This window comes from Aeribacillus sp. FSL M8-0254, from assembly GCF_038008845.1.
GTDB lineage: Bacteria > Bacillota > Bacilli > Bacillales > Aeribacillaceae > Aeribacillus > Aeribacillus composti.
This window is the reverse complement of record NZ_JBBOZY010000001.1, coordinates 1,138,741-1,157,874: the sequence shown is the minus strand read 5'-3', so window position 1 is coordinate 1,157,874 and position 19,134 is coordinate 1,138,741. Positions and strand designations below refer to the sequence as shown.

Annotated in this window: 12 protein-coding genes, 1 tRNA gene and 2 pseudogenes; 3 read left to right on the top strand and 12 right to left on the bottom strand. The window is 37.6% G+C overall.

Features of this window, described 5'->3' with window-relative positions:
- Window positions 1-335: 335 nt before the first annotated feature.
- The 11 genes from NSQ44_RS05700 to moaA all read right to left on the bottom strand — a co-directional run bounded on the left by NSQ44_RS05700 (window position 336) and on the right by moaA (window position 14,797).
- Entirely contained in the window at window positions 336-713 is a 378-nt protein-coding gene (locus NSQ44_RS05700; protein ID WP_063387544.1) for a hypothetical protein, read from the bottom strand.
- A gap of 1,999 nt (window positions 714-2,712) precedes the next feature.
- Window positions 2,713-3,963, bottom strand: coding sequence for a benzoate/H(+) symporter BenE family transporter (locus NSQ44_RS05695; protein WP_340855637.1), 1,251 nt, complete (start codon window positions 3,961-3,963; stop codon window positions 2,713-2,715).
- 99 nt (window positions 3,964-4,062) lie between these two features.
- Window positions 4,063-4,851 (bottom strand): enoyl-CoA hydratase/isomerase family protein, encoded by a 789-nt coding sequence (locus NSQ44_RS05690; RefSeq protein ID WP_340855631.1) that lies wholly within the window; start codon window positions 4,849-4,851, stop codon window positions 4,063-4,065.
- Window positions 4,852-4,881: 30 nt separating this feature from the next.
- Window positions 4,882-6,441 (bottom strand): class I adenylate-forming enzyme family protein, encoded by a 1,560-nt coding sequence (locus NSQ44_RS05685; protein WP_340855623.1) that lies wholly within the window; start codon window positions 6,439-6,441, stop codon window positions 4,882-4,884.
- A 7-nt stretch (window positions 6,442-6,448) separates the two neighbouring features.
- Window positions 6,449-6,940 carry a (2Fe-2S)-binding protein gene (locus tag NSQ44_RS05680; protein ID WP_340855617.1) on the bottom strand — a complete coding sequence of 164 codons (492 nt, stop codon included), beginning with the start codon at window positions 6,938-6,940 and terminating at the stop codon, window positions 6,449-6,451.
- The gene (locus NSQ44_RS05675; protein WP_340855611.1) at window positions 6,927-7,814 is read right to left on the bottom strand and encodes an FAD binding domain-containing protein; all 888 of its coding nucleotides are present in this window, start codon (window positions 7,812-7,814) and stop codon (window positions 6,927-6,929) included. The genes NSQ44_RS05680 and NSQ44_RS05675 overlap by 14 nt, the downstream gene beginning before the upstream one ends.
- Before the next feature lie 571 nt (window positions 7,815-8,385).
- Complete coding sequence (locus tag NSQ44_RS05670; RefSeq protein WP_340855603.1) at window positions 8,386-8,841, bottom strand: SRPBCC family protein; 456 nt, start codon at window positions 8,839-8,841, stop codon at window positions 8,386-8,388.
- Window positions 8,838-11,255 (bottom strand): xanthine dehydrogenase family protein molybdopterin-binding subunit, encoded by a 2,418-nt coding sequence (locus NSQ44_RS05665; protein WP_340855596.1) that lies wholly within the window; start codon window positions 11,253-11,255, stop codon window positions 8,838-8,840. The genes NSQ44_RS05670 and NSQ44_RS05665 overlap by 4 nt, the downstream gene beginning before the upstream one ends.
- Before the next feature lie 521 nt (window positions 11,256-11,776).
- Complete coding sequence (locus tag NSQ44_RS05660; RefSeq protein ID WP_340855589.1) at window positions 11,777-12,865, bottom strand: XdhC family protein; 1,089 nt, start codon at window positions 12,863-12,865, stop codon at window positions 11,777-11,779.
- 11 nt (window positions 12,866-12,876) lie between these two features.
- On the bottom strand, window positions 12,877-13,629 hold the full coding sequence (locus NSQ44_RS05655; protein WP_340855584.1) for a response regulator transcription factor: 753 nt from the start codon (window positions 13,627-13,629) through the stop codon (window positions 12,877-12,879).
- Between the two features lie 148 nt (window positions 13,630-13,777).
- A complete protein-coding gene (gene moaA, locus NSQ44_RS05650) occupies window positions 13,778-14,797 on the bottom strand; it encodes a GTP 3',8-cyclase MoaA (protein WP_094245374.1) in 1,020 nt (339 codons plus the stop codon).
- Window positions 14,798-15,264: 467 nt separating this feature from the next.
- On the opposite strand from moaA, the gene NSQ44_RS05645 reads away from it, so the two are divergent.
- From NSQ44_RS05645 to NSQ44_RS05635, 3 genes and pseudogenes are all read left to right on the top strand, one after another.
- Window positions 15,265-15,337: transfer RNA gene (locus NSQ44_RS05645), tRNA-Val, on the top strand.
- A 676-nt stretch (window positions 15,338-16,013) separates the two neighbouring features.
- Window positions 16,014-16,841: pseudogene (locus NSQ44_RS05640) on the top strand (ComEC/Rec2 family competence protein); the annotation flags it as partial.
- A 323-nt stretch (window positions 16,842-17,164) separates the two neighbouring features.
- Complete coding sequence (locus tag NSQ44_RS05635) at window positions 17,165-17,380, top strand: DUF3006 domain-containing protein (RefSeq protein ID WP_094245372.1); 216 nt, start codon at window positions 17,165-17,167, stop codon at window positions 17,378-17,380.
- Between the two features lie 600 nt (window positions 17,381-17,980).
- Here NSQ44_RS05635 and NSQ44_RS05630 read toward each other — a convergent pair.
- A pseudogene (locus NSQ44_RS05630) lies at window positions 17,981-19,097 on the bottom strand (IS110 family transposase).
- Window positions 19,098-19,134: the final 37 nt, after the last annotated feature.

Here is a 19,134-nt window from a genome sequence, read left to right as displayed (position 1 = left end):
AATTAATCAATAAGGTGAAAGCATAACGAGGCTGCCGCAATGGCCGTTAAACCGATGAGACAGCCGCTGTTTTTTGAATGGGGATTTATCCTTTGTTGCGCCTTTTTTCTCACACTGTAGACAGCACAAGCCAGATCCTATTCCGGGGATTATGTGTTAAAACAAGGATAGTATTAATTGGATATTAATAGGAACGAATAAAGCTAAATAGAAAACGGCGAAGAAGTTTGACATTATTTTGAAGAAAACAGGGAGGCGAAAAGCTAATTTCAGACATCATTTTGTTTTTATCTAACGGTTTTGTCCAAAAAAAAACACTTAATAGATCAGTGCGGTTAATATATGTTTAAAATATTTTTGACTCGCTTGATTTCTTTCTTATTTTCAAACAACTCTTCCACAAGAATTTTTTGACCGTTTGCTACATCAGTGAGCTGTTTGTCCATCTCCTCGATCTTTTGTTCAACTTGGTCGAGCCGCTCATTGATTTCGACCAATTGCTGCTTCGTTTGTTCAAACTGCTGATCGGTTTGTTCAAATCGTTGGTCAATTTGTTCAAACCGCCGATCAATCTGCTCAAACCGTTGGTCAATTTGTGCAAACCGTTGGTTAATTTGTTCAAACCGGTTATTCGTTTCTTCTGAATGGTTTTTTAGCTGCTCAGCCAGTTCTTTAATCGCTTGTAAAATCATTTCATTTGTAATTTCAGCCATCAGTATGCTCCTTTCTTCATTATAAATATAACTATTATTATACCATATTGCGGTCATTTCGATATAATTCACATCAACTTTCATATAGTCACATGGTAATTGGAGTATGATGTTTAAAAACACTTTAGGCAATGTCTCTCTCAAATAGAGAAAGTTCGACACTCTCTACATTCGCAAGAGCGGTTATAGATACTTTTTGTTGATCTATTAAGAATCTATCACATTATTTCAGAATAATTTTCGCTGATTTTTCCATTTTCGGTTTTTCGAACGATTGTCTTTTGTTGCGTTTCATAATTTAACAACGATGTTTCGCTTATTGATCATTTAATACGATCAAATGATTATTTGTAATCTTTAACCATACTTCTTTTTGCGCAAGTTCAGAAGATGTTGAGTAGAGATTTTTTCATAACGTACTTTGTGTTTCTATCCCTTTTTTGCTCTTACTAATCGGTAGAGATCAAACGATGTCCTCGTTAACAGTCCGAATGTCTTTTCGTCTTCCTCAAAAAAATAGAAATTTTGGAAAAACTTTCTTTCGTTTTTGAAAGGCATCGCTTAAATAGATCCAACCTACTTTCTCATTAATTTCGAAGGAGCAGTTGAGAGATTGAATAGATTTCTGAACTGTTTTCGATCCTCAATTTCCTTATATTATTAGAAAATATTCATTCCTCTTTCATATATCTCTCTTCTCGTAATCGTAAACGACAGCTTCTCTCATTGACACTATAGTTATATGCCGGGATTTTTTTTCAGGCGATACGGGGGTACCGGTTCTGACGTCCTTTTGATGAAAAATCGGGATTATTGAATTAAGATGAGAAGCTAAAAACTTTACACACAAATATTCTCCATAAAACTCCTCTCTATCATCAAGATTACGCAAAAACCCTTTTATCATCAGCTTTAACAATACGCCCTTTTTCACCAAAGGGGCTCCTCATGATCGACAAACGAATATAAAAATGGCAGCAATATCATACCCAAAACTGACAACAACAAAAATATCAACATAGTAAACTTGAATGGAAGCCCAAATACCTGTAATGCAAAACATATGACCAATGGTACAAAAGTTGCTATACCCATTTTTTGTCTTGATTTCATTGTTGGATACATTTTTGTTCCACACTTAGGGACTTTATTTCTTGGCTAAATTTGAACGAAGCACAAAATATGTTTCTCCAACTAAATGGATGGTTACATTTACAACATTTTGGCAATCCCATTGAAACTACCCCTTTTTACTTTATTTTACCATATGATATATATTTCTCTATGATTGATAACAACAATCTTTTAGAGAATAGCTTTTATTTTACACTGATGTAACCTGTTACAAATCCATGGAGTGTATCATGTTTTCATGAGTGAAATGTTTGGATATTATGTGTGAAAATAAAGGCAGAAATTACACTTATTATCGGCATATAATAAATAATAAGTGTATGTATTAAGATGAAAAAGAGGAATATTGCAAATAATCAAGAATGATCAATGCCGATCTTTAGGTGAAAAGAGTAATAATAGCATGAAAAAGATATTTTTTATGAGTCAAAAGGATTTGTTAAAAAGAAGGATTAAGCAAATATTATCGAAAGTTCGAACATAATAATTAGGATCAAACGCGGACTTTACTGTTAAGCTGAATTTAAAATTAATGGGATCGATATGTTTCTCGTTGCAATGAATAAGTTCGGAACATGAAAAATATGATAAAGTAGAGTAAATATTTATGGATAAAATCAATTAACCTCCTTCTTTTTGGACGTTTTAAAGAAGGAGGTCTAAAAGCAATCGTACGATAGGCTTGTTCAAAACAGATCTTTTTCCTATCCTGTATGTTGTTTTTAAAGGCTGTTTTCGTAAGATTTGCTGCTTTGCGACTATCTAGAACAATCAAAAAGAAATAGTAAAACAATAATCTTTTAGGCAGAACCTAAACGATTTTTAGAAAGCGATTTTAATTTGTGTCATTTTGAAATTGAACACCTTAAAATGTTTCAGAAATGGCATGATCCATTTTCTCAGGAAGATCAAAATTATCCTCATGTTCTTTTTGAAAATGATGAGGTTCGATTAACAAGGAAACCAACACTCCTCCAACTAATGCCCAAAACGGTGAACTAATATTAAAAAAACTAATATCCGACATACCAATGATTAATGCGAAAAACGCTCCAACTTGAAATTTAGTTTCAGAAAAAGCACTTTGTAAAGAGTTCACCAGTACGCTAATCATTGCTAGACCAGCAATAGTACCAACGAGTACAGATGGTAGAGCCGTTACAAACGGTACGACGATGCCGGCAAGTAATCCAAATAAACTGAATAAAATACCGTTTACCACAACAGATGCATAACGTCCTTCCTTATTTTTCCCAGCTTCCTCTGAAGCACAAATGGCCGTCATCGGACCGGCAATATTTGCATTATGTCCTCCAAAGAAAGAAGTGACCATCCCACCAATTCCGCTTATTATTGTCATAACATTGACAGGCGGCTTGTATCCTTGAGCCATTAATACACCGGTTGCTTGAGCATTTTCTGCTCCGATAACTAAGAAAGCAAGCGGAATTGAAACAGATACTATTGCCTCAAGACTAAATGAAGGTATTAAAATTTGTGGAAGAATAAAACTACTTTGCTGATCTTGAATTTGAAATTCGTTCATGATTACTACTAAAATAACAGAAACAATGAAAGATGTTAAAATTGGCGGTATGACTTTAATAAATCGTACTGATAGCAAGTATACGAGAACTGCTACCCCTGCGATCAATGGGGCTTTTTCAATAGATGTAATCATTCCGGTTCCAAACCGGATCATGGCCCCAACAATCATCCCCATTACGATCGGAACGGGTATCCAGTTCATTATCTTTCCGATTGTACGAGTAATTCCTAGTAGTAAGACAATGACACCAGCCACAAAATAAGCACCCGCCATTTCATTTAAAGAAAACTGTGATAATGCACCTGCAACAAGTACTGCACCTGGAATAGAGTAAGCTCCTGCAATCGGCTGGCGATATTTTAAAGCCAAATAAATCCCCAACAATCCACCAAAGAAATAAACAGCAAAGAGCCACGAGATCGTCTGCTCATGTGTTAAACCACCGTCTGCTGCTCCACCAATAATAATTAAAGCTGGACCAGTACATCCGAAAATAGCGGCAAGTGTACCAGCGCTCACTGTGTTAATATTTAAATGTTTCGTAAATCCTTTTCGTTCGGTATTCATAATATACCTCCTTTTTATTATGAATTTTCTGAAAATGAACTATTTTTTATATGCTCCCTCAACTATAGTTGGGGAGCACGAATAATTCGTATTTCAATATTATTTTCCTGTGAAATTCGGCTTTCTTTTTTGGACAAATGCTTCGACGCCTTCTTTGAAATCTTCTGTAGTGCGAAGCAATCCATAGGCTTTTCCTTCTATTTCAATTCCTGCACTAAGCGGTGTTTCATCGGCTGCATTGAGCACTTGTTTACATACTTTTAATGCAAGCGGAGAGAAGTTTACAAGCTCTTCAACGAGTGAATCGACAGCGCTTTCTAGTTCTTCCTTTGGAACAACCTTTGTAATAAGGCCCCATTGATACGCTTCCTCAGCAGGAATTCTTCTTGCACGCATAATCATGTCTTTTGCGCGAGTTAATCCTACTGCTTTGGCCACCCTTTGTGTTCCGCCGCTTCCCGGAATCATACCAAGATTCATCTCAGGCAGTGCTAATAATGTGTCGTCTGCTGCAATTCGAAAATCACATGCCATAGCAATTTCAAAACCGACTCCAAACGTATAGCCTTGAAGCTGAGCAATGACAGGCTTTGGAGAACGTTCTGGTGCTGCAACGTTTACAGCAAGATGTGATAATTCTTCTTGGTGCACTTCCAAAAATTCAGGGATATTCCCTCCTGCACTAAATGCCTTATCTCCTTCACCTTTAATAATAATGACGCGAACATCATCGTCTTTATTTAACTCATCAAAAATTTCTGGAAATTGCGAGCGAGCTAGCATGCTAATATAATTCATTTTTTCTGGACGGTCGAAAACAATCGTTGCCGTCTTTTTTTCCGGATTTTTTTCAACTCGAATGTGATCATATTGTTTTACTGCTTCCATGTTTTGGTTCCCCTTTCTTTTTTGAAAAAATTAAACGATTTTTTCACTTTCATTTATATATAGTTCAAATTCTCCCGTTTTGAGTTTACGACGGAGAATTTTCCCAACAGGGCTTTTCGGTACTTCTTGAATAAATACATATTTTCTTGGACGTTTAAAGTTTGAAAGTTTTGTATTATTTTTACAATAATCGTCAAGTTCCTGTATGGTAAGTGACGGATCTTTTGGTACGACATAGGAAGAAACAACTTGGCCCCAGCGCTCATCTTCTTCACCAATTACAGCAACTTCATGCACTTTCGGATGCTTGGCTAAAACATCTTCTACTTCAAGAGGATGTATATTTTCTCCGCCGGAAATAATCATATCATCGACACGTCCGACGACATATAAATCTCCATCCTCATCTAATTTGCCAAGGTCTCCAGTAAAATACCATCCATCCCGAATGGCTTTTTTTGTAGCATCTGGTCTATTCCAGTAGCCTTTAAAGCTTTCTGGTGATTCAATATTGACAATGATTTCTCCCAGTTCTCCTTTTTCCACTACATCCTCTGGAGTTGCATTGCCATCAGGATCTGCCTTAACAATGCGGATATTTTGATGAAAGCCTGGCTTACCAGCACATCCTGGCTTTTCCATCACATTTGGATTGATCGTAAATGTATAAATTTCAGTGCTGCCAAAATGGTTCACAAACACTTCAGGCTTTAACATCTCAATACATTTTTCTGTTAAAGCTGTTGTCATGGAAGCGCCCGCATAACCGATTTTTTTCAACTTAGACAAATCGTAATTAGGAAATTCAGCGTGATTTAACATATCGTGATATAACGTAGGTACTAAGTAAAGGCATGTAATTTCTTCACGTTCTATTAATTCCAACGCTTCCTTTGCATCAAAATCAGGTAGAACAACATATTTACCATTTAAAAACATAATAGATAGAAGGGAGCGCATTCCCATCGTATGATAAAGCGGCATTGTCCCTAATGTACTTTCCCCGTCTTGATATTGATTTTGGATAATATGGGCTAGCGCTGCGCTATATTCATTTTTGTGCGTTCGCGGAACTCCTTTTGGTTTTCCTGTTGTTCCGGACGTATAAAGCATGAGGGCGACATCGTTATCATCTATAGTAGGTTTTTCCAAGCTGCCAGGACTTCTTTCAACAAGTTCATTATAGTAGATATCAGCACCTTCCACTTCGCCAAGACCAATCAGTATTGGCTTTTGCTGAAGATTTGCTTTCAAAACGGATTCTTGGCTTGCGCTTTCGTATATGACAGCAGCAGCCTCTGCATCATTGACACAATACTCAACTTCTTTCACCGAAAGGCGAAAATTAATTGGAGTGTAAACGGCTCCAATTTTTTGCAGAGCCCAATAAATCACCGTATTTTCAAGACGATTTTTTAAAAGGATCATAACGCGGTCATGCTGTTTAATGCCGATTTTTTGAAGGGAGGCAGCAACTTTTTCCACTTCGTTATGAAATTGCCGGTACGTATACCTTCTGTCTCCTTCTACGACAGCAAGTCGATTTGGATGACGCTCAACAGCAAATTCAAAAAGAGTTACAAGGTTCATATCATCATCACCTTTCCACCCGAGCATGATTACTATTTTCTTCAACTGTTTTTTGAATTGCTTCTATAATTCCAACATAACCCGTGCATCGGCATAAATGTCCTGAAAGCATTTCTTTAATTTCCTGAACAGAAGGATTCGGGTTGTTTTGCAAATAGTCAGTTGCTGACATTAAGATACCAGGTGTACAGAATCCACACTGAAGGCCGTGACATTCAATGAAGTTTTTTTGTAATGGAGTTAATTGACCGTCTTCTCCCAAACCTTCTACTGTTGTGATCTCCTGTCCATCCACTTGAACAGCAAATATGAGGCAGCTTCGAACAGCTGAACCATTTAAATGGATCGTGCAAGCACCGCACACACCATGTTCACAGCCGACATGCGTGCCAGTGAGACCGCACGTTTCTCGTAAAAAATCACTTAACAGCAATCTTGACTCAACTTGTTCTTTATACTTTTTCCCGTTGATCGTCACTTCAATTTCATGAACGCTCATTGGCTTCACCCCTCGCTCGTTCGTAGGCTGATTTCACCGTACGCACTGCCAATTTTTTCGAAAGATGTCTTCTATATTCAGCAGTTGCGTGTATATCTGACTCTGGATCTACCATTTCATCCACTATATCCTCGACTTTTTGGAGAAGGGAGTCAGATAAAACCTCTCCTTTCATCCATTCGTTTGCCCCTTCTATTAACAATGGCGTTGCTTCAACACCGCCTAACACAAGTCTTACATTTGAAATGCGATCTAAATGATCAATCGTTAATTGACAAGCAGAGGCAACGAGTGCAAAATCACCGTGACGACGAGAAATTTCAAAAAATGAATATCCATTTCTTTCTTGTTCTATAGGAATGTGAATTTCCGTCAGCATCTCATTTGGCATTATGTCAGTTGTTAAATAAGTAATAAAGAAATCCTCGACGTTTACTTCTCGCACCTCTTCTTTAGAAGCAATATGAAGGGTCCCTCCGAGCGCCATCAATGAAAGAGGAATTTCAGCTGTTGGGTCAGCATGAACAAGACTTCCTCCAAATGTTCCACGATTTCTCGTTTGAACGTGCCCAATAAAGGGAACCGCTTCACTTAGAAGCCCTAAATGCTTCTGAACTACATCTGATCTTTCAACTTCCGCCTGCCTCGTTAACGCACCAATTTTAACTTTGTCACTATCAAACTCAATAAATTGCAAATCATGAAGCTGATTAATGTCAATTAAACATTCTGGCGATGATAGTCTCATGTTCATTATTGGTACAAGACTTTGACCACCGGCAATGATTTTCCCGTCAAATCCTGCTTCTTCTAAAAGTGTTAAAGCTTCATCAACTGTTTTCGGGGAATAATAATCAAATTTTACGGGTTTCATATACTCCCCTCCTCGTTTAGTATTTTTAGAATCCTCTTTAGAGAGAGGCATTTTCCAGTTAGACTCTTTGATAACTTTTTCAGATAGTGTTGCTAACTGGCACTATCTGAAAAAGTTCCATTTTAGGGGTAGACTTTTCGTGATGCCCCTAGATAGTGGTATTAAGGATCATTGGGAGAAATCCTTATAAAGTCTGTTTTCCCAGCTCTTGTTCGAGCTTCTAACCCGCAATCTTGTTCCCTCTGGCCACCAATGCTGAATGTGACAGCTTCCAGACAGCATGGATTAAAGCAAGTTCTCGTGATTGATCAACAAGTGGGCTGGGGACATCCCGAATAGTCCTTTCCACAGATCCTTACATGAAAGGGGTTATTTTCAGGAAAAGGGCAAAAATCGCTTTACTGATGCTAAATGTAGCAAACTCCATTCAAAAGGCAGCCAGATTTTCTTATCGGTGCAGAAGACTCAATCGACCTTTTCATTTCGTCCACTCACAGTATGATCTAGCAGTTCAAAGGATTTGGAATTTCCAATTCCTTTGATTTTTGTGCTTGACTTGTATTTTCTCTATTTAAATAGATTGTTCGCTTTTCGCTAGTTCTTTATTAAACTTTTTAAAGAAGTCCTGAATGATTAATTTAGCTACACCATTTAGCATTCTTTGCCCAACCATTGCCACTTTACCGCCAACTTCCGCATCATACGTATAGTTCAATTCCGTCTTGTTATCGTCAATTGGAATAAGATCAACAACACCTGTTGCTTCAACACTTCCTGGTCCGCCTTCCCCTTTTACAATGAGCTTATAATGGTTCGGTTTTTGAACATCAGCAATTTCAATGGTTGATTCATATTTCCCTTTCACAGCAGCAATTCCAATAGATACTTCCGCTTCATATTTGTTTTCATCGACAGGCTCTAATTTTTTACAGCCCATAATGCAATTTTTTAATGCCAGTGGGTCAAGCAGCACTTCCCATGCCTTTTCAATTCCTGCATTTAATGTTACGCTCCCTTTTCCGTTCATGATGAAACCTCCTGTTTTTTAGACTGATTCAACATGTTCCATACTTTATTTGGCGTTATAGGTAATGAATCAATCGTCACACCATATGGCTTCAACGCATCATTTACTGCATTTGCAATGACAACTGGTGCACTCATTGTATTTCCTTCCCCAAGACCTTTAGCGCCTAATGGTGTAATTGGTGATGGCGTCTCAATATGTTTAATCGTTACATTTGGTACTTCAGGTGCTGTTGGACATAAATAATCCATAAATGATCCAGTTAAAAACTGACCTTTTTCATCGTAGACGAGTTCTTCATACATGGCACCGCCAAGCCCATGGACAAGACCTCCTAGTATTTGTCCATCGACAATAAGCGGATTTAACAGTTTTCCAGCATCGTGGACCGTGAAATAATCAAGAATGTGAATGTCACCCGTCTCTGGATCAATTTCTACTGTCACTAAATCAGCAACAAATCCATACGTAACCGATGAATTAATAAGGTCCTGGTCATCCGGTGGTTCAGCCTGGGCAGTATAATAGGCTGTTTCATAAATTCCAGGCTCCATCCCTTCTGGTAAAGAAAGTGGATTCCAATGGGCTGATCCAACAACCCTTTTTATAGAAATAGATTTAGATGGATCGGTTTTGGAAACGATCTTACCGTTTTCGATCGTTAAATCTTCTTCCTTCACTTTTAAAAAATGTGCGGCAATTTTTATGAGTTTATTTTTTACCTTATGAGCTGCGTAGTACACAGCGCTTGATCCGAGTGACGCAAACCGGCTGGAATAGCTTCCGGAAGCAATAGACCAGGCACTTGTAGCTGTATCAAGTTCAGCTACAACATTAATTTTGTCATGCGGAATTCCGAGAATTTCCGATACGATTTGGCTAGCGACCGTTTCATGCCCTTGTCCGGATGGTGTTGTACTAATGCGCACATTCACATTTCCCATCGGATCCATCGAAATCGTCGCCGCTTCTGAACAACCTGATTTCGGCAATCCTGCTTTTCTTTCCTCTGGGGTTAAGGCGATCGTAATGTAACCCATATTTGAACCAGATGGTTCAACGATCACAGCAAGACCAACACCTAGAAGCTTTCCTTTCTTGCGTGCTTCAGCTTGTTTTTTTCGGAATTCATCATATTTTCCGACTTTTAACAGCAGGTCAAACGCTTTTTCATAGTCGCCGCTATCATACACTCCACCAGATGCCGTTTTGTATGGAAATTGTTCTTTTTTAATTAAATTTCGTTTAATCACTTCAGTTGGCTCTAATTTTAATTCATCCGCAATCATTTGCATGATCCGTTCAAGAGGGAAATACGTTTCTTGTCCCCCATATCCGCGTATAAGCCCTGTCGGCAATTTATTCGTCATAACGGCATACGCATCAATCATTAAGTTTGGAATATCATAGGCACCTGTTGTATTAGCATGGTTCCGGTACAAACATGCCGGCTCTGGTGCCCGAATATATGCACCTACGTTATCCATCATTTTCATTTTTAATCCGAGTATTTTCCCATCATCTTTTACAGCCGCTTCTATATATGTGACGCGATCCGTACAGCTTGAACTAGCTGCTAAATGCTCCTGCCTGTCCTCGATCCATTTCACTGGACAGCCTACGAGACGGCTTACAACGGAACAAAGAACGATATACGGGAATATTCCTGCCTTAATTCCATAACTGCCGCCAATATCCTTTGGTATGATAATTCGCAACCGATTGCTTGGAATTTTTAATGCACCTGCCATAATCGAATGAAGCACAAACGGTCCGTGAAAGTTTGCGTGAACCGTATAACTATCAGAGCTATGATCGTATTGTGCAATAATGCCGTATGTTTCAACTGGCGTCGCAGAATATTTCGGAAATTGAAAACGATGCTTGATGATTTTGTCAGCTTTCTCAAAAGCCTTCTCTACATCTCCATAATGAAAAGTTCGATGATTAGCGATATTTGAACCAACATTTTCATGTAAAATAGGTGCTCCTTTTTCGAGCGCACGTTCAATATCTACAATTGGTTCAAGATTTTCATATTTCACCTTAATTTTTTCTAACGCATCCTCCGCAATATATCGGTTTTTTGCCACGACAACTGCTACTGGCTCACCTACAAAACGAACTTTATCAATAGCAATTGGATAATAGTGTACTGGAGCACTGACGCCAACACTAAAAGGATTTAATAGAGGATGTACATCCTTACCTGTTACAACACCCTTTACTCCAGGAATTTCTAAGGCTTCCGAATAATCGATAGACACAATTTTGGCATGCGGATAAGGGCTCCTTAAAATGGCCACATGACCAGTATTCGGCGGGGTACCGATGTCATCAATATATTTTCCCTGACCAGTCAATAATCTAGCATCTTCAACACGCGTCACTCTTTTCCCAATCACTTTACTCATTTAACTTACCTCCTTCCGAAGAAATCTCTCATAATTTTGTGGTGACTCAATAACTTGAGGATATTACGATCGCAGCAAAACAAATATCATTACGAATTTTTGCCCTTTTGGCTCATCCCTTTAAAGAACTGGATGACCTTTTTAATTCGATATTTTGCTTGAACAATAAACAGGTTCCTATTTCTTTCATAGCATTGAATCACAGCACAATAACGCAACTACGGTGTCAGTCTTGTCAGATACATTTTTTAATCTTATTTTTAGCAATGTAATCAGTATTGATTGGTAATATCTCCTAAAACCAATCGGTTTACTTATTTCATAGAAACTTCAGGTCCGAGTTAAGACAGCAGCAATACCGCTTAACTGAGATTTTTTACTTTCATCCACGGTATTTTGGTCAATACCTTTCCAATAGATGGTATTAATAGATTGTGTTTGACCATCCACTTTGAAAAAACTGCAGCTGATATCACTCAACAAAATATGTTTTTTCACCTTTATGACTGATGTATCTTTTTTTAGGAATAAGCCATTGCCGCCAGCTCTGATAATTTCTTTCCTGTTCCGCCTCTGTACACCGTCATAATTTCAGCCAAAATACTAAAGGCAATTTCTTCCGGTGTTTTCGCTCCAATATCAAGACCGATAGGACTATGAATTTGCTGAATAGAAGGATGAGCCTTCAGAGTTTGGCTGCTTTCAATTAATTGGGCAGTTCTTTTTTTCGGACCTAATAGACCAATGTAAGCCGCATTTGAATGAATGATGGATTCTAATATTTCTTGATCGTGTAAAAAATTGTGTGTCATTATAATGACATATGTGTTTTCATTAAACGAAACGTCAGGAACAGACCCTTTAGGATAAACTTGGATAAAATCAGCATCAGGAAAATTATTTTCATTGCAATGAGTAGGACGATGGTCAAGAACAGTCACAATCCATTTCAAGCTTTTCGCCATTTTGACAAGCGGAATGGCATCAGGACCTGCGCCAAAAATCTTTAAGTGTGGTGGTGGACTTAATGATTCATAATATACGTACAATTCTTTTTCACCACCTAAATAAACCATTTCATTTTTTAAATTGTTTTTCCGATCTTGATAATCATGAGCAATTTCAGAAACGGTAATAAGTGAGTCGTCATTACTTTGCAAAGGGTCTAGGATCCACATTTTTCCTTGAAGATTTTCATCTTTCGCATTCACGATCGTGACAGCGTGTAATTGTTTTTGGAGGGATTGAGAAAAATATTGATCAATCACTTCTGTCCTTTCAGGCTGCTTTTTTGGCAGATATGGTTGTAAAAATATGTTCATTTTCCCATTACAGCCGACACCAAGTCCCCAAACAATATCCTCTTCTCCGTAAAAATCATAGTGGAGAACTGCCGGCTTACCCGTTTCGAGCACTTTTACAGCATGTTCTACAATATCTGCTTCGACGCAGCCTCCGCTTAAAAGACCTGTTAGCTTTCGATCTTCTGATATGAAGCATTTTGCCCCTGTCTTTTGGTAGGTAGATCCTTTTGTAGAAATAATGGTTCCAATAACACCTGATAACCCTTCCTTTTTGCAGCGTTCCAATTCCTTTTTAATCGTAATCACGACTTCACCTCCTATTCTTTAAAATGAAACTGCTCCCGATACTCTCTTGGCGTCTTCCCAGCCATTTTTTTAAAAGCGGTTGCAAAATAGCTTGCATTTGAAAAACCGGTATTGTTAGCGATAATTTCAATCGGAAGACTCGAAACTCTAAGCAGCGTTTTAGCTTTTTGAACTCTAACAAACGTTAAATATTCCACAAATGTCATACCAACTTCTTCTTTAAACAATCGGCTGAAATAAGATGGACTTAAATATACTTGATTTGCCACTTCTTTTAAAGTAAGAGCATAACCATAATTCATTTGAATAAACTGAATGGCACTTTCGATCGGATTTTTTAAGTCAGAGGAAAAATGACTTTTACCATTGATGGTTTGATTAATTTCTTTATTTAATCCTTGGGGCAAAATCCGCTCAAATGTATCAAGCAGTTCATTTTTGGAAAGCGGTTTCAACAAATAAGCTGAAAAACCTGAGTTGATCGCTTCCTGAACAAACTCGAACATTTTTAACTGAGTCACAACAATCACGGGCAAATCTGGATACAGCTCTAACGCTGATCTCCCTAATTTAATACCGTCTATATCTGGCAAGGAGATATCCACAATGAGTATAGTCGGTCGATTTTGCTTTAAAAGGATCATACCTCGTTGAGATGTACTTGCTTCATAAATGGAAAGAAAGCTGAATTTACTATCTTCAATAATTGACTTTACATCCTTCCGAGCAGATTTATCATTATCAACAATTAATACATCAGCCAATTGCTCCCCTCCTTGCTTCTATATATTAGATAAAAATGTATTTTAATGGTTTAAAAATTTTGCGATTTCAATTTTGATTTTTTCTCTTTTGAATTTTCTAAAAAAAATAAAAAAAACAATCAGCATTTCATCACCAAACGCCGATTGTTTATCCTCCTATATATGACATCTCAATTTTATTTTTGTTCAACATACCTTTGTTTTCTGTACGTTCAACAGAATATTGATCTTTACGATTTTGCCAAACACGTTCAATAGCCATTTTGATTTCTTCTGGACTTTTTCCTGAACGAATGAAATCCCGTAAATCAAATCCTTCGTGGGCATATAAACAAGTGTACAGCTTTCCGTCTGATGAAATACGCGCCCTCGTACAGCTTGAACAAAATGGTTCTGATACTGATGTAATAAATCCGATTTCTGAACCTGTGTCTTGATGACGATATCTCTTGGCTACCTCTCCAAAGTAGTTTTCATCAATTGGTTCAATGGAATAAACAGAACTAATCATCTTTACAATATCTTTTTTTATCAATACATCTTTCATATTCCAGCCGTTTGTATTGCCTACATCCATAAATTCAATAAATCTTAATGGAATCCCCTTGTTTTTAAAATATTCCGTCATCGGCAAAATTTGGTGATCATTTACTCCTTTTTGTACAACCATATTTACTTTAACCGAAAATCCGATCGATACAGCATAATCAATATTTGCCAAGACCGTTTTTGCTGATATATTTCGTCCATTTAGACGGCGAAACGTATCGTCATCAATTGCATCAAGGCTGATGTTCAATCGGCGAAGACCTGCTTCATACAATTTTGAGCCATACTTTTTTAAATACACGCCGTTTGTTGTCAAACCAATATCATGAATTCCTTCAATTTTTGAAAGCATGGCAATTAGTTTATATACATCCTTTCGAAGAAGCGGTTCGCCTCCAGTCAGCTTAATTTTCTTCACGCCAAGCTCAACAAAAATTTTCGTGAGCCGGACAATTTCTTCAAACGTCAACAAGTGATCCTTCGGAAGGAATTGATAATCATCTCCGAATATCTCTTTCGGCATACAATACGTGCACCGGAAATTGCATCGGTCGGTTACAGAAATACGCAAATCGCGCAAAGGGCGGTGCCTCTGATCCAAGACTTGGTCTTTTTTCATTTTTTATCACATTCCTTTATAAGGATTTTCAAAAATGATCGATATTATAAATGTTATCCTATCAAATTATTAAAACGATTTCAAAAATATTGCATGAAAGGCAAAAGGACACTCCTGTTTTTCGTTTTTCTTTCCTATCATTTTGTATAACAAAGAGGACTCCTTACAGATTATTTAGATAAAACGAAAAAATAACTACTGTTGCACTTTGTCGTCAATCAGAAACAAAAACCGCCCGGTAATCCGGTTGGTCGTTTCGCATAATTTATAATTCTCAACATTTGTGCTTCTATTAAAAGCACTTCCTTTTATCAATTTAGATTCTAAGACCAGAAAGAGCTTATCAATGATTAAAAACTACAGCAAGTAAAAAAACTTGCATATTGAGGCTTGACATATTTTTATAACAACATTACAATAGGTATTGTCAAAAAAACGCATTAGAAATTCATCTGTTTTGTTAATATGATTCCGTAGCTCAGCAGGGAGAGCGCCACCTTGACAGGGTGGAGGTCGCTGGTTCGAGCCCAGTCGGAATCATCATTAAAAACCTTAGTATGACGTGGTTCTTGTGAAATACAAGAATCGCGTTTTCTTTTTCTCTTCTTTTTTGCCGACTTTTTGACGGCGAAACATTAAAATATCAGGTTTATTCAACAGACAATTTAACTTGTAATTTTTTTAAATGTAAATTTTGTTTACGCCTTTTATATCATTCAAATTTTCCATTTTAACAATTTTAGTTATATTCACCTTTTTTGACTGTACAATATGTTTTTACGCTAAATAAAGTTAGGTACAGCGAGCTAATTGGCGACAACAATAATTAGCAACACAAAGTTTTATTTAATCTTCTTATCAATTGTTTTTAACAAATTACGTTTCTCCTTGTTTTAAAATATGCAAACTAGTTTTTTTACTTAAACTTTTTGATTCCTCCATTCACCAACAGTGGCGTTTGAAAAATTAAATTTTGGGATGACCAGATTTCAACAAAATTAAAAATGTACAGACCTTTGTCTGTTTAGGCCGATCCAAGCCTTTTGGGTCGGCTTCTTTTTTCGGCATGAAAAAATCGGATGAGACTTTAGTTCAATTAGACTAGAAAATTTAATTTTCTATAAAAAAAAATAAAATTTTCTAAATTAAATCTTGTAAATTTTTCCTACCACGCTGTATAATCAATTTGATCTATTCAGTACTCGGAGGGATTTTGATGAAATTACGTAAGCTATTGTTTTCGATAGTGTTTGCATTTTCTTTTTTGCTGATGCCGTTTCACGAAACAACAAGCGCTCAGGCAAAAAATATGTATGTTCATTTTATTAATGTCGGACAAGGAGACGCAATTTACATAAAAGCTCCGAATGGAGAAGATATTCTCATTGATGGCGGAAATAACAGTTATGGAGATGACGTTGTTAATTATTTGAAAAAGCAAAAAGTGGATGATATCGAAATAATGATTGCAACTCATCCGGACGCAGATCATATTGGCGGTCTGGACACTGTCCTATCTGCTTTTCGAGTAGAGCAAGTGTATGCGCCAAAAGTCAGCCATACGACGGAAAGCTACAAAGACTTTTTAAATGCTGTTAAGCGTGAAGGCAAAAAAATAAAGACCGCTCAAGCAAATGTTGCTTTGCCGATCAAAGGAGTTACCGCAAAATTCGTTGGGCCTGTCAAAGCATATCCAAAAAGCGACTTAAACAACTGGAGTGCTGTTTTAAAGCTTACTTACGGTAAAAAATCATTTCTTTTCACTGGTGATGCGGAACTTAAAGCAGAATCGGATATGATTAAAGCTAAACAATATTTGCGAGCTGACGTCCTAAAAGTAGGACACCATGGCGCCAAAACATCTACAGGCACAGCGCTGTTAAACTCAGTAAAACCGACATATGCCGTCATTTCCGTCGGCAAGAACTCATACGGCCATCCTACTCAAGATGTGATCAATCGGCTGAAAGCATACAAAATAAACACTTTTAGAACGAATAAACAAGGCCATATTGTGGCAACAACGAACGGCTCCAATCTTTCCTTTAATGTAAAAGCGGCATCGTCCGGTGCAGCAAGCAAACCAACTAGCTACAAATTAACAGCAAGTGTCGATAACAAAACTCCAAAGCAAAACTCAACAATAAAACTGAATGTAAAAGGGCTGCCAAATGGAACAAAATATAAAGCTGTTTTTAAATATAAAAGCAAAAACACCACTTATACCGGTACTATTGGCAAGCCATTGTCGGTAAAAATCGGCCGTGCTGCAAAAGGTTATACTGTTAAAATCGATGTATCAGCCACTTATAAAAACAAAACTTATAAAGCACAAACATCTTTCACTCCTAGATAAGGTGGGACATTATGAAATTTATTATTGATCGATTTGAAAATGACATCGCAGTCTGCGAAGATGAAAACGGCAAAATAATCGAAATTTTAAAAAGCCAGTTGCCTAAAAACGCAGAAACGGGAGATGTAATTATTCAGAAAAATAACCGTTATTATGTCGATAAACAAGAAACAAGCAAACGAAGACAAGAAATTGAAGAGTTAATGGACGAATTGTTTGAAGATTAATCGTTTTTTCAATTAAGATTTCAAGCAAATATGATCGAAGTGGATGTGTCAAATGATGCTTCCACTTCATTATTTTTTGCCGTTTTAGAATCGCGCCTATAGAGCTGATCATTCATTTTTTCCTCTTTGCTTGGCTTTTTATAGATTTAAATTTTCGTTTTCTATCGGATTTCATTTTGCCGTCTAGGTTGAAATGCCACTCCATTTCCCACCTATTCGTGACATAAAGCGGTTTTTTTAAACAACATTTTGAATTTTGCAGCACAAAAATAAATCGGACTCACAATGTTCGTACCGAAAAGGGACGATCTTACTGGATTGATAGAAAGTTTGTATACTCAACAATTGGAAAAAATCATGCTATAAAACAATCGTTATAACCAACAAACTCGCATTTCAAATCATGCAGTCTAAAACGGAAAAATAAGTTTTCTGCAGGCTCTTTTTCTGTGAAAATCAATTAACCATGGCTGAAGCGGTATACCCCACAATCAAATTGGATACCCTATTAACGACCAAAAAAAGGCAATAGGAAAGCAGAGCTACCTTATTTTTAGGTATCTCGTATATTTCTGAACCTTTTTGGTTATACTAATTTATTTACTGCTCTCGAAACGGTTCTTTTCGAGAAATGATGCAGTAAATGATGGTAAGCATTCGGTGCGCGATCGCAACGAGTGCTTTTTTCTTTCCCCTGCGTGCCGCCAATGACCAATATTTCGCTGCCAAACGTTGATTCCTACATCGAGACAAAGCCCAAGCCGCCTCACATAACGCCGACTTGATATGCGGATTCCCCTTCGTCGTTCGGGTACTTTTTCGTTTTCCAGCACTTTCATGATTTCCCGGCGCGACTCCCGCCCATGAAGCGAGGTGTTGAGACGTTGGAAATTGTCCCATATCGACTCCGATTTCAGCGATAATCACGGCAGCGGTTTCCTTCTTGACCCCCGGTATGGTCACAAGAAGCTCCATCTCTTGTTTGTATACTTGTAAGAGTTGGTCGATTCGTTCTTCGATGTCTCGAAGTAAACTTTCCAACGATTCGATGTGCTTCCACGATTGGCGAATCATGAACAGTTGATGGTTGGTCAATGTACCAAAGAGAGAATCCTGAATTTGTTGTTTTTTCCTCTTCATACTCCTGTGAATGCAAGCATCGACTTCGGTTTCTTCGATGTATCCCTGTTTCATTAAACGTTCCAGTAGCTTTCGCCCAGATACACCAAATACATCCGAAATCACGGAACTTAACTTGATATTGGAACATTCCAACACTTTTTGAATGCGGTTTTTCTCCGCGGTTAACTGCCCGATCCATTTTTTGCGCAAGCGAGTTAAATCCCGTCATTCTCGAATGCTTTCAGGAGGTACGAAACTCTTCTCGATCAATCCGTAACGCAACAATTTGGCGATCCATTCTGCATCGGAAACATCGGTTTTTCTCCCCGGTACATTTTTGATTCGCTGAGCGTTGGCAAGTGTAATGTCAAAGTAATCTTCCAAAATATTGAACACAGGTTTCCAGTAAACGCCCGTACTCTCCATCGCAACCGCGATCTTCTAACCATTTCAGAAGACGAAACAAGTCTTTCGTGAAAGTAGGAAATGTTTCAACTTCCTTTTGAACGTGTTCTTCCTCTCCAAGAAGAGCACAAACGACAATTGTTTCGGCATGGATATCTAATCCTGCACAACGATGATAAAGAACATCCATGATTCTTACTCCTTCCATCGATAAATTCGCAAACAGG

What these genes read in the sequence shown, in the direction of transcription:
- NSQ44_RS05635 (WP_094245372.1), top strand. Translation starts at nt 17,165, where the DNA reads ATGAAATTTATTATTGATCGATTTGAAAATGACATCGCAGTCTGCGAA.
- NSQ44_RS05685 (WP_340855623.1), bottom strand. Translation starts at nt 6,441, where the DNA reads ATGAACCTTGTAACTCTTTTTGAATTTGCTGTTGAGCGTCATCCAAAT.
- NSQ44_RS05665 (WP_340855596.1), bottom strand. Translation starts at nt 11,255, where the DNA reads ATGAGTAAAGTGATTGGGAAAAGAGTGACGCGTGTTGAAGATGCTAGA.
- NSQ44_RS05700 (WP_063387544.1), bottom strand. Translation starts at nt 713, where the DNA reads ATGGCTGAAATTACAAATGAAATGATTTTACAAGCGATTAAAGAACTG.
- NSQ44_RS05675 (WP_340855611.1), bottom strand. Translation starts at nt 7,814, where the DNA reads ATGAAACCCGTAAAATTTGATTATTATTCCCCGAAAACAGTTGATGAA.
- NSQ44_RS05670 (WP_340855603.1), bottom strand. Translation starts at nt 8,841, where the DNA reads ATGAACGGAAAAGGGAGCGTAACATTAAATGCAGGAATTGAAAAGGCA.
- moaA (WP_094245374.1), bottom strand. Translation starts at nt 14,797, where the DNA reads ATGAAAAAAGACCAAGTCTTGGATCAGAGGCACCGCCCTTTGCGCGAT.
- NSQ44_RS05680 (WP_340855617.1), bottom strand. Translation starts at nt 6,940, where the DNA reads ATGAGCGTTCATGAAATTGAAGTGACGATCAACGGGAAAAAGTATAAA.
- NSQ44_RS05695 (WP_340855637.1), bottom strand. Translation starts at nt 3,963, where the DNA reads ATGAATACCGAACGAAAAGGATTTACGAAACATTTAAATATTAACACA.
- NSQ44_RS05690 (WP_340855631.1), bottom strand. Translation starts at nt 4,851, where the DNA reads ATGGAAGCAGTAAAACAATATGATCACATTCGAGTTGAAAAAAATCCG.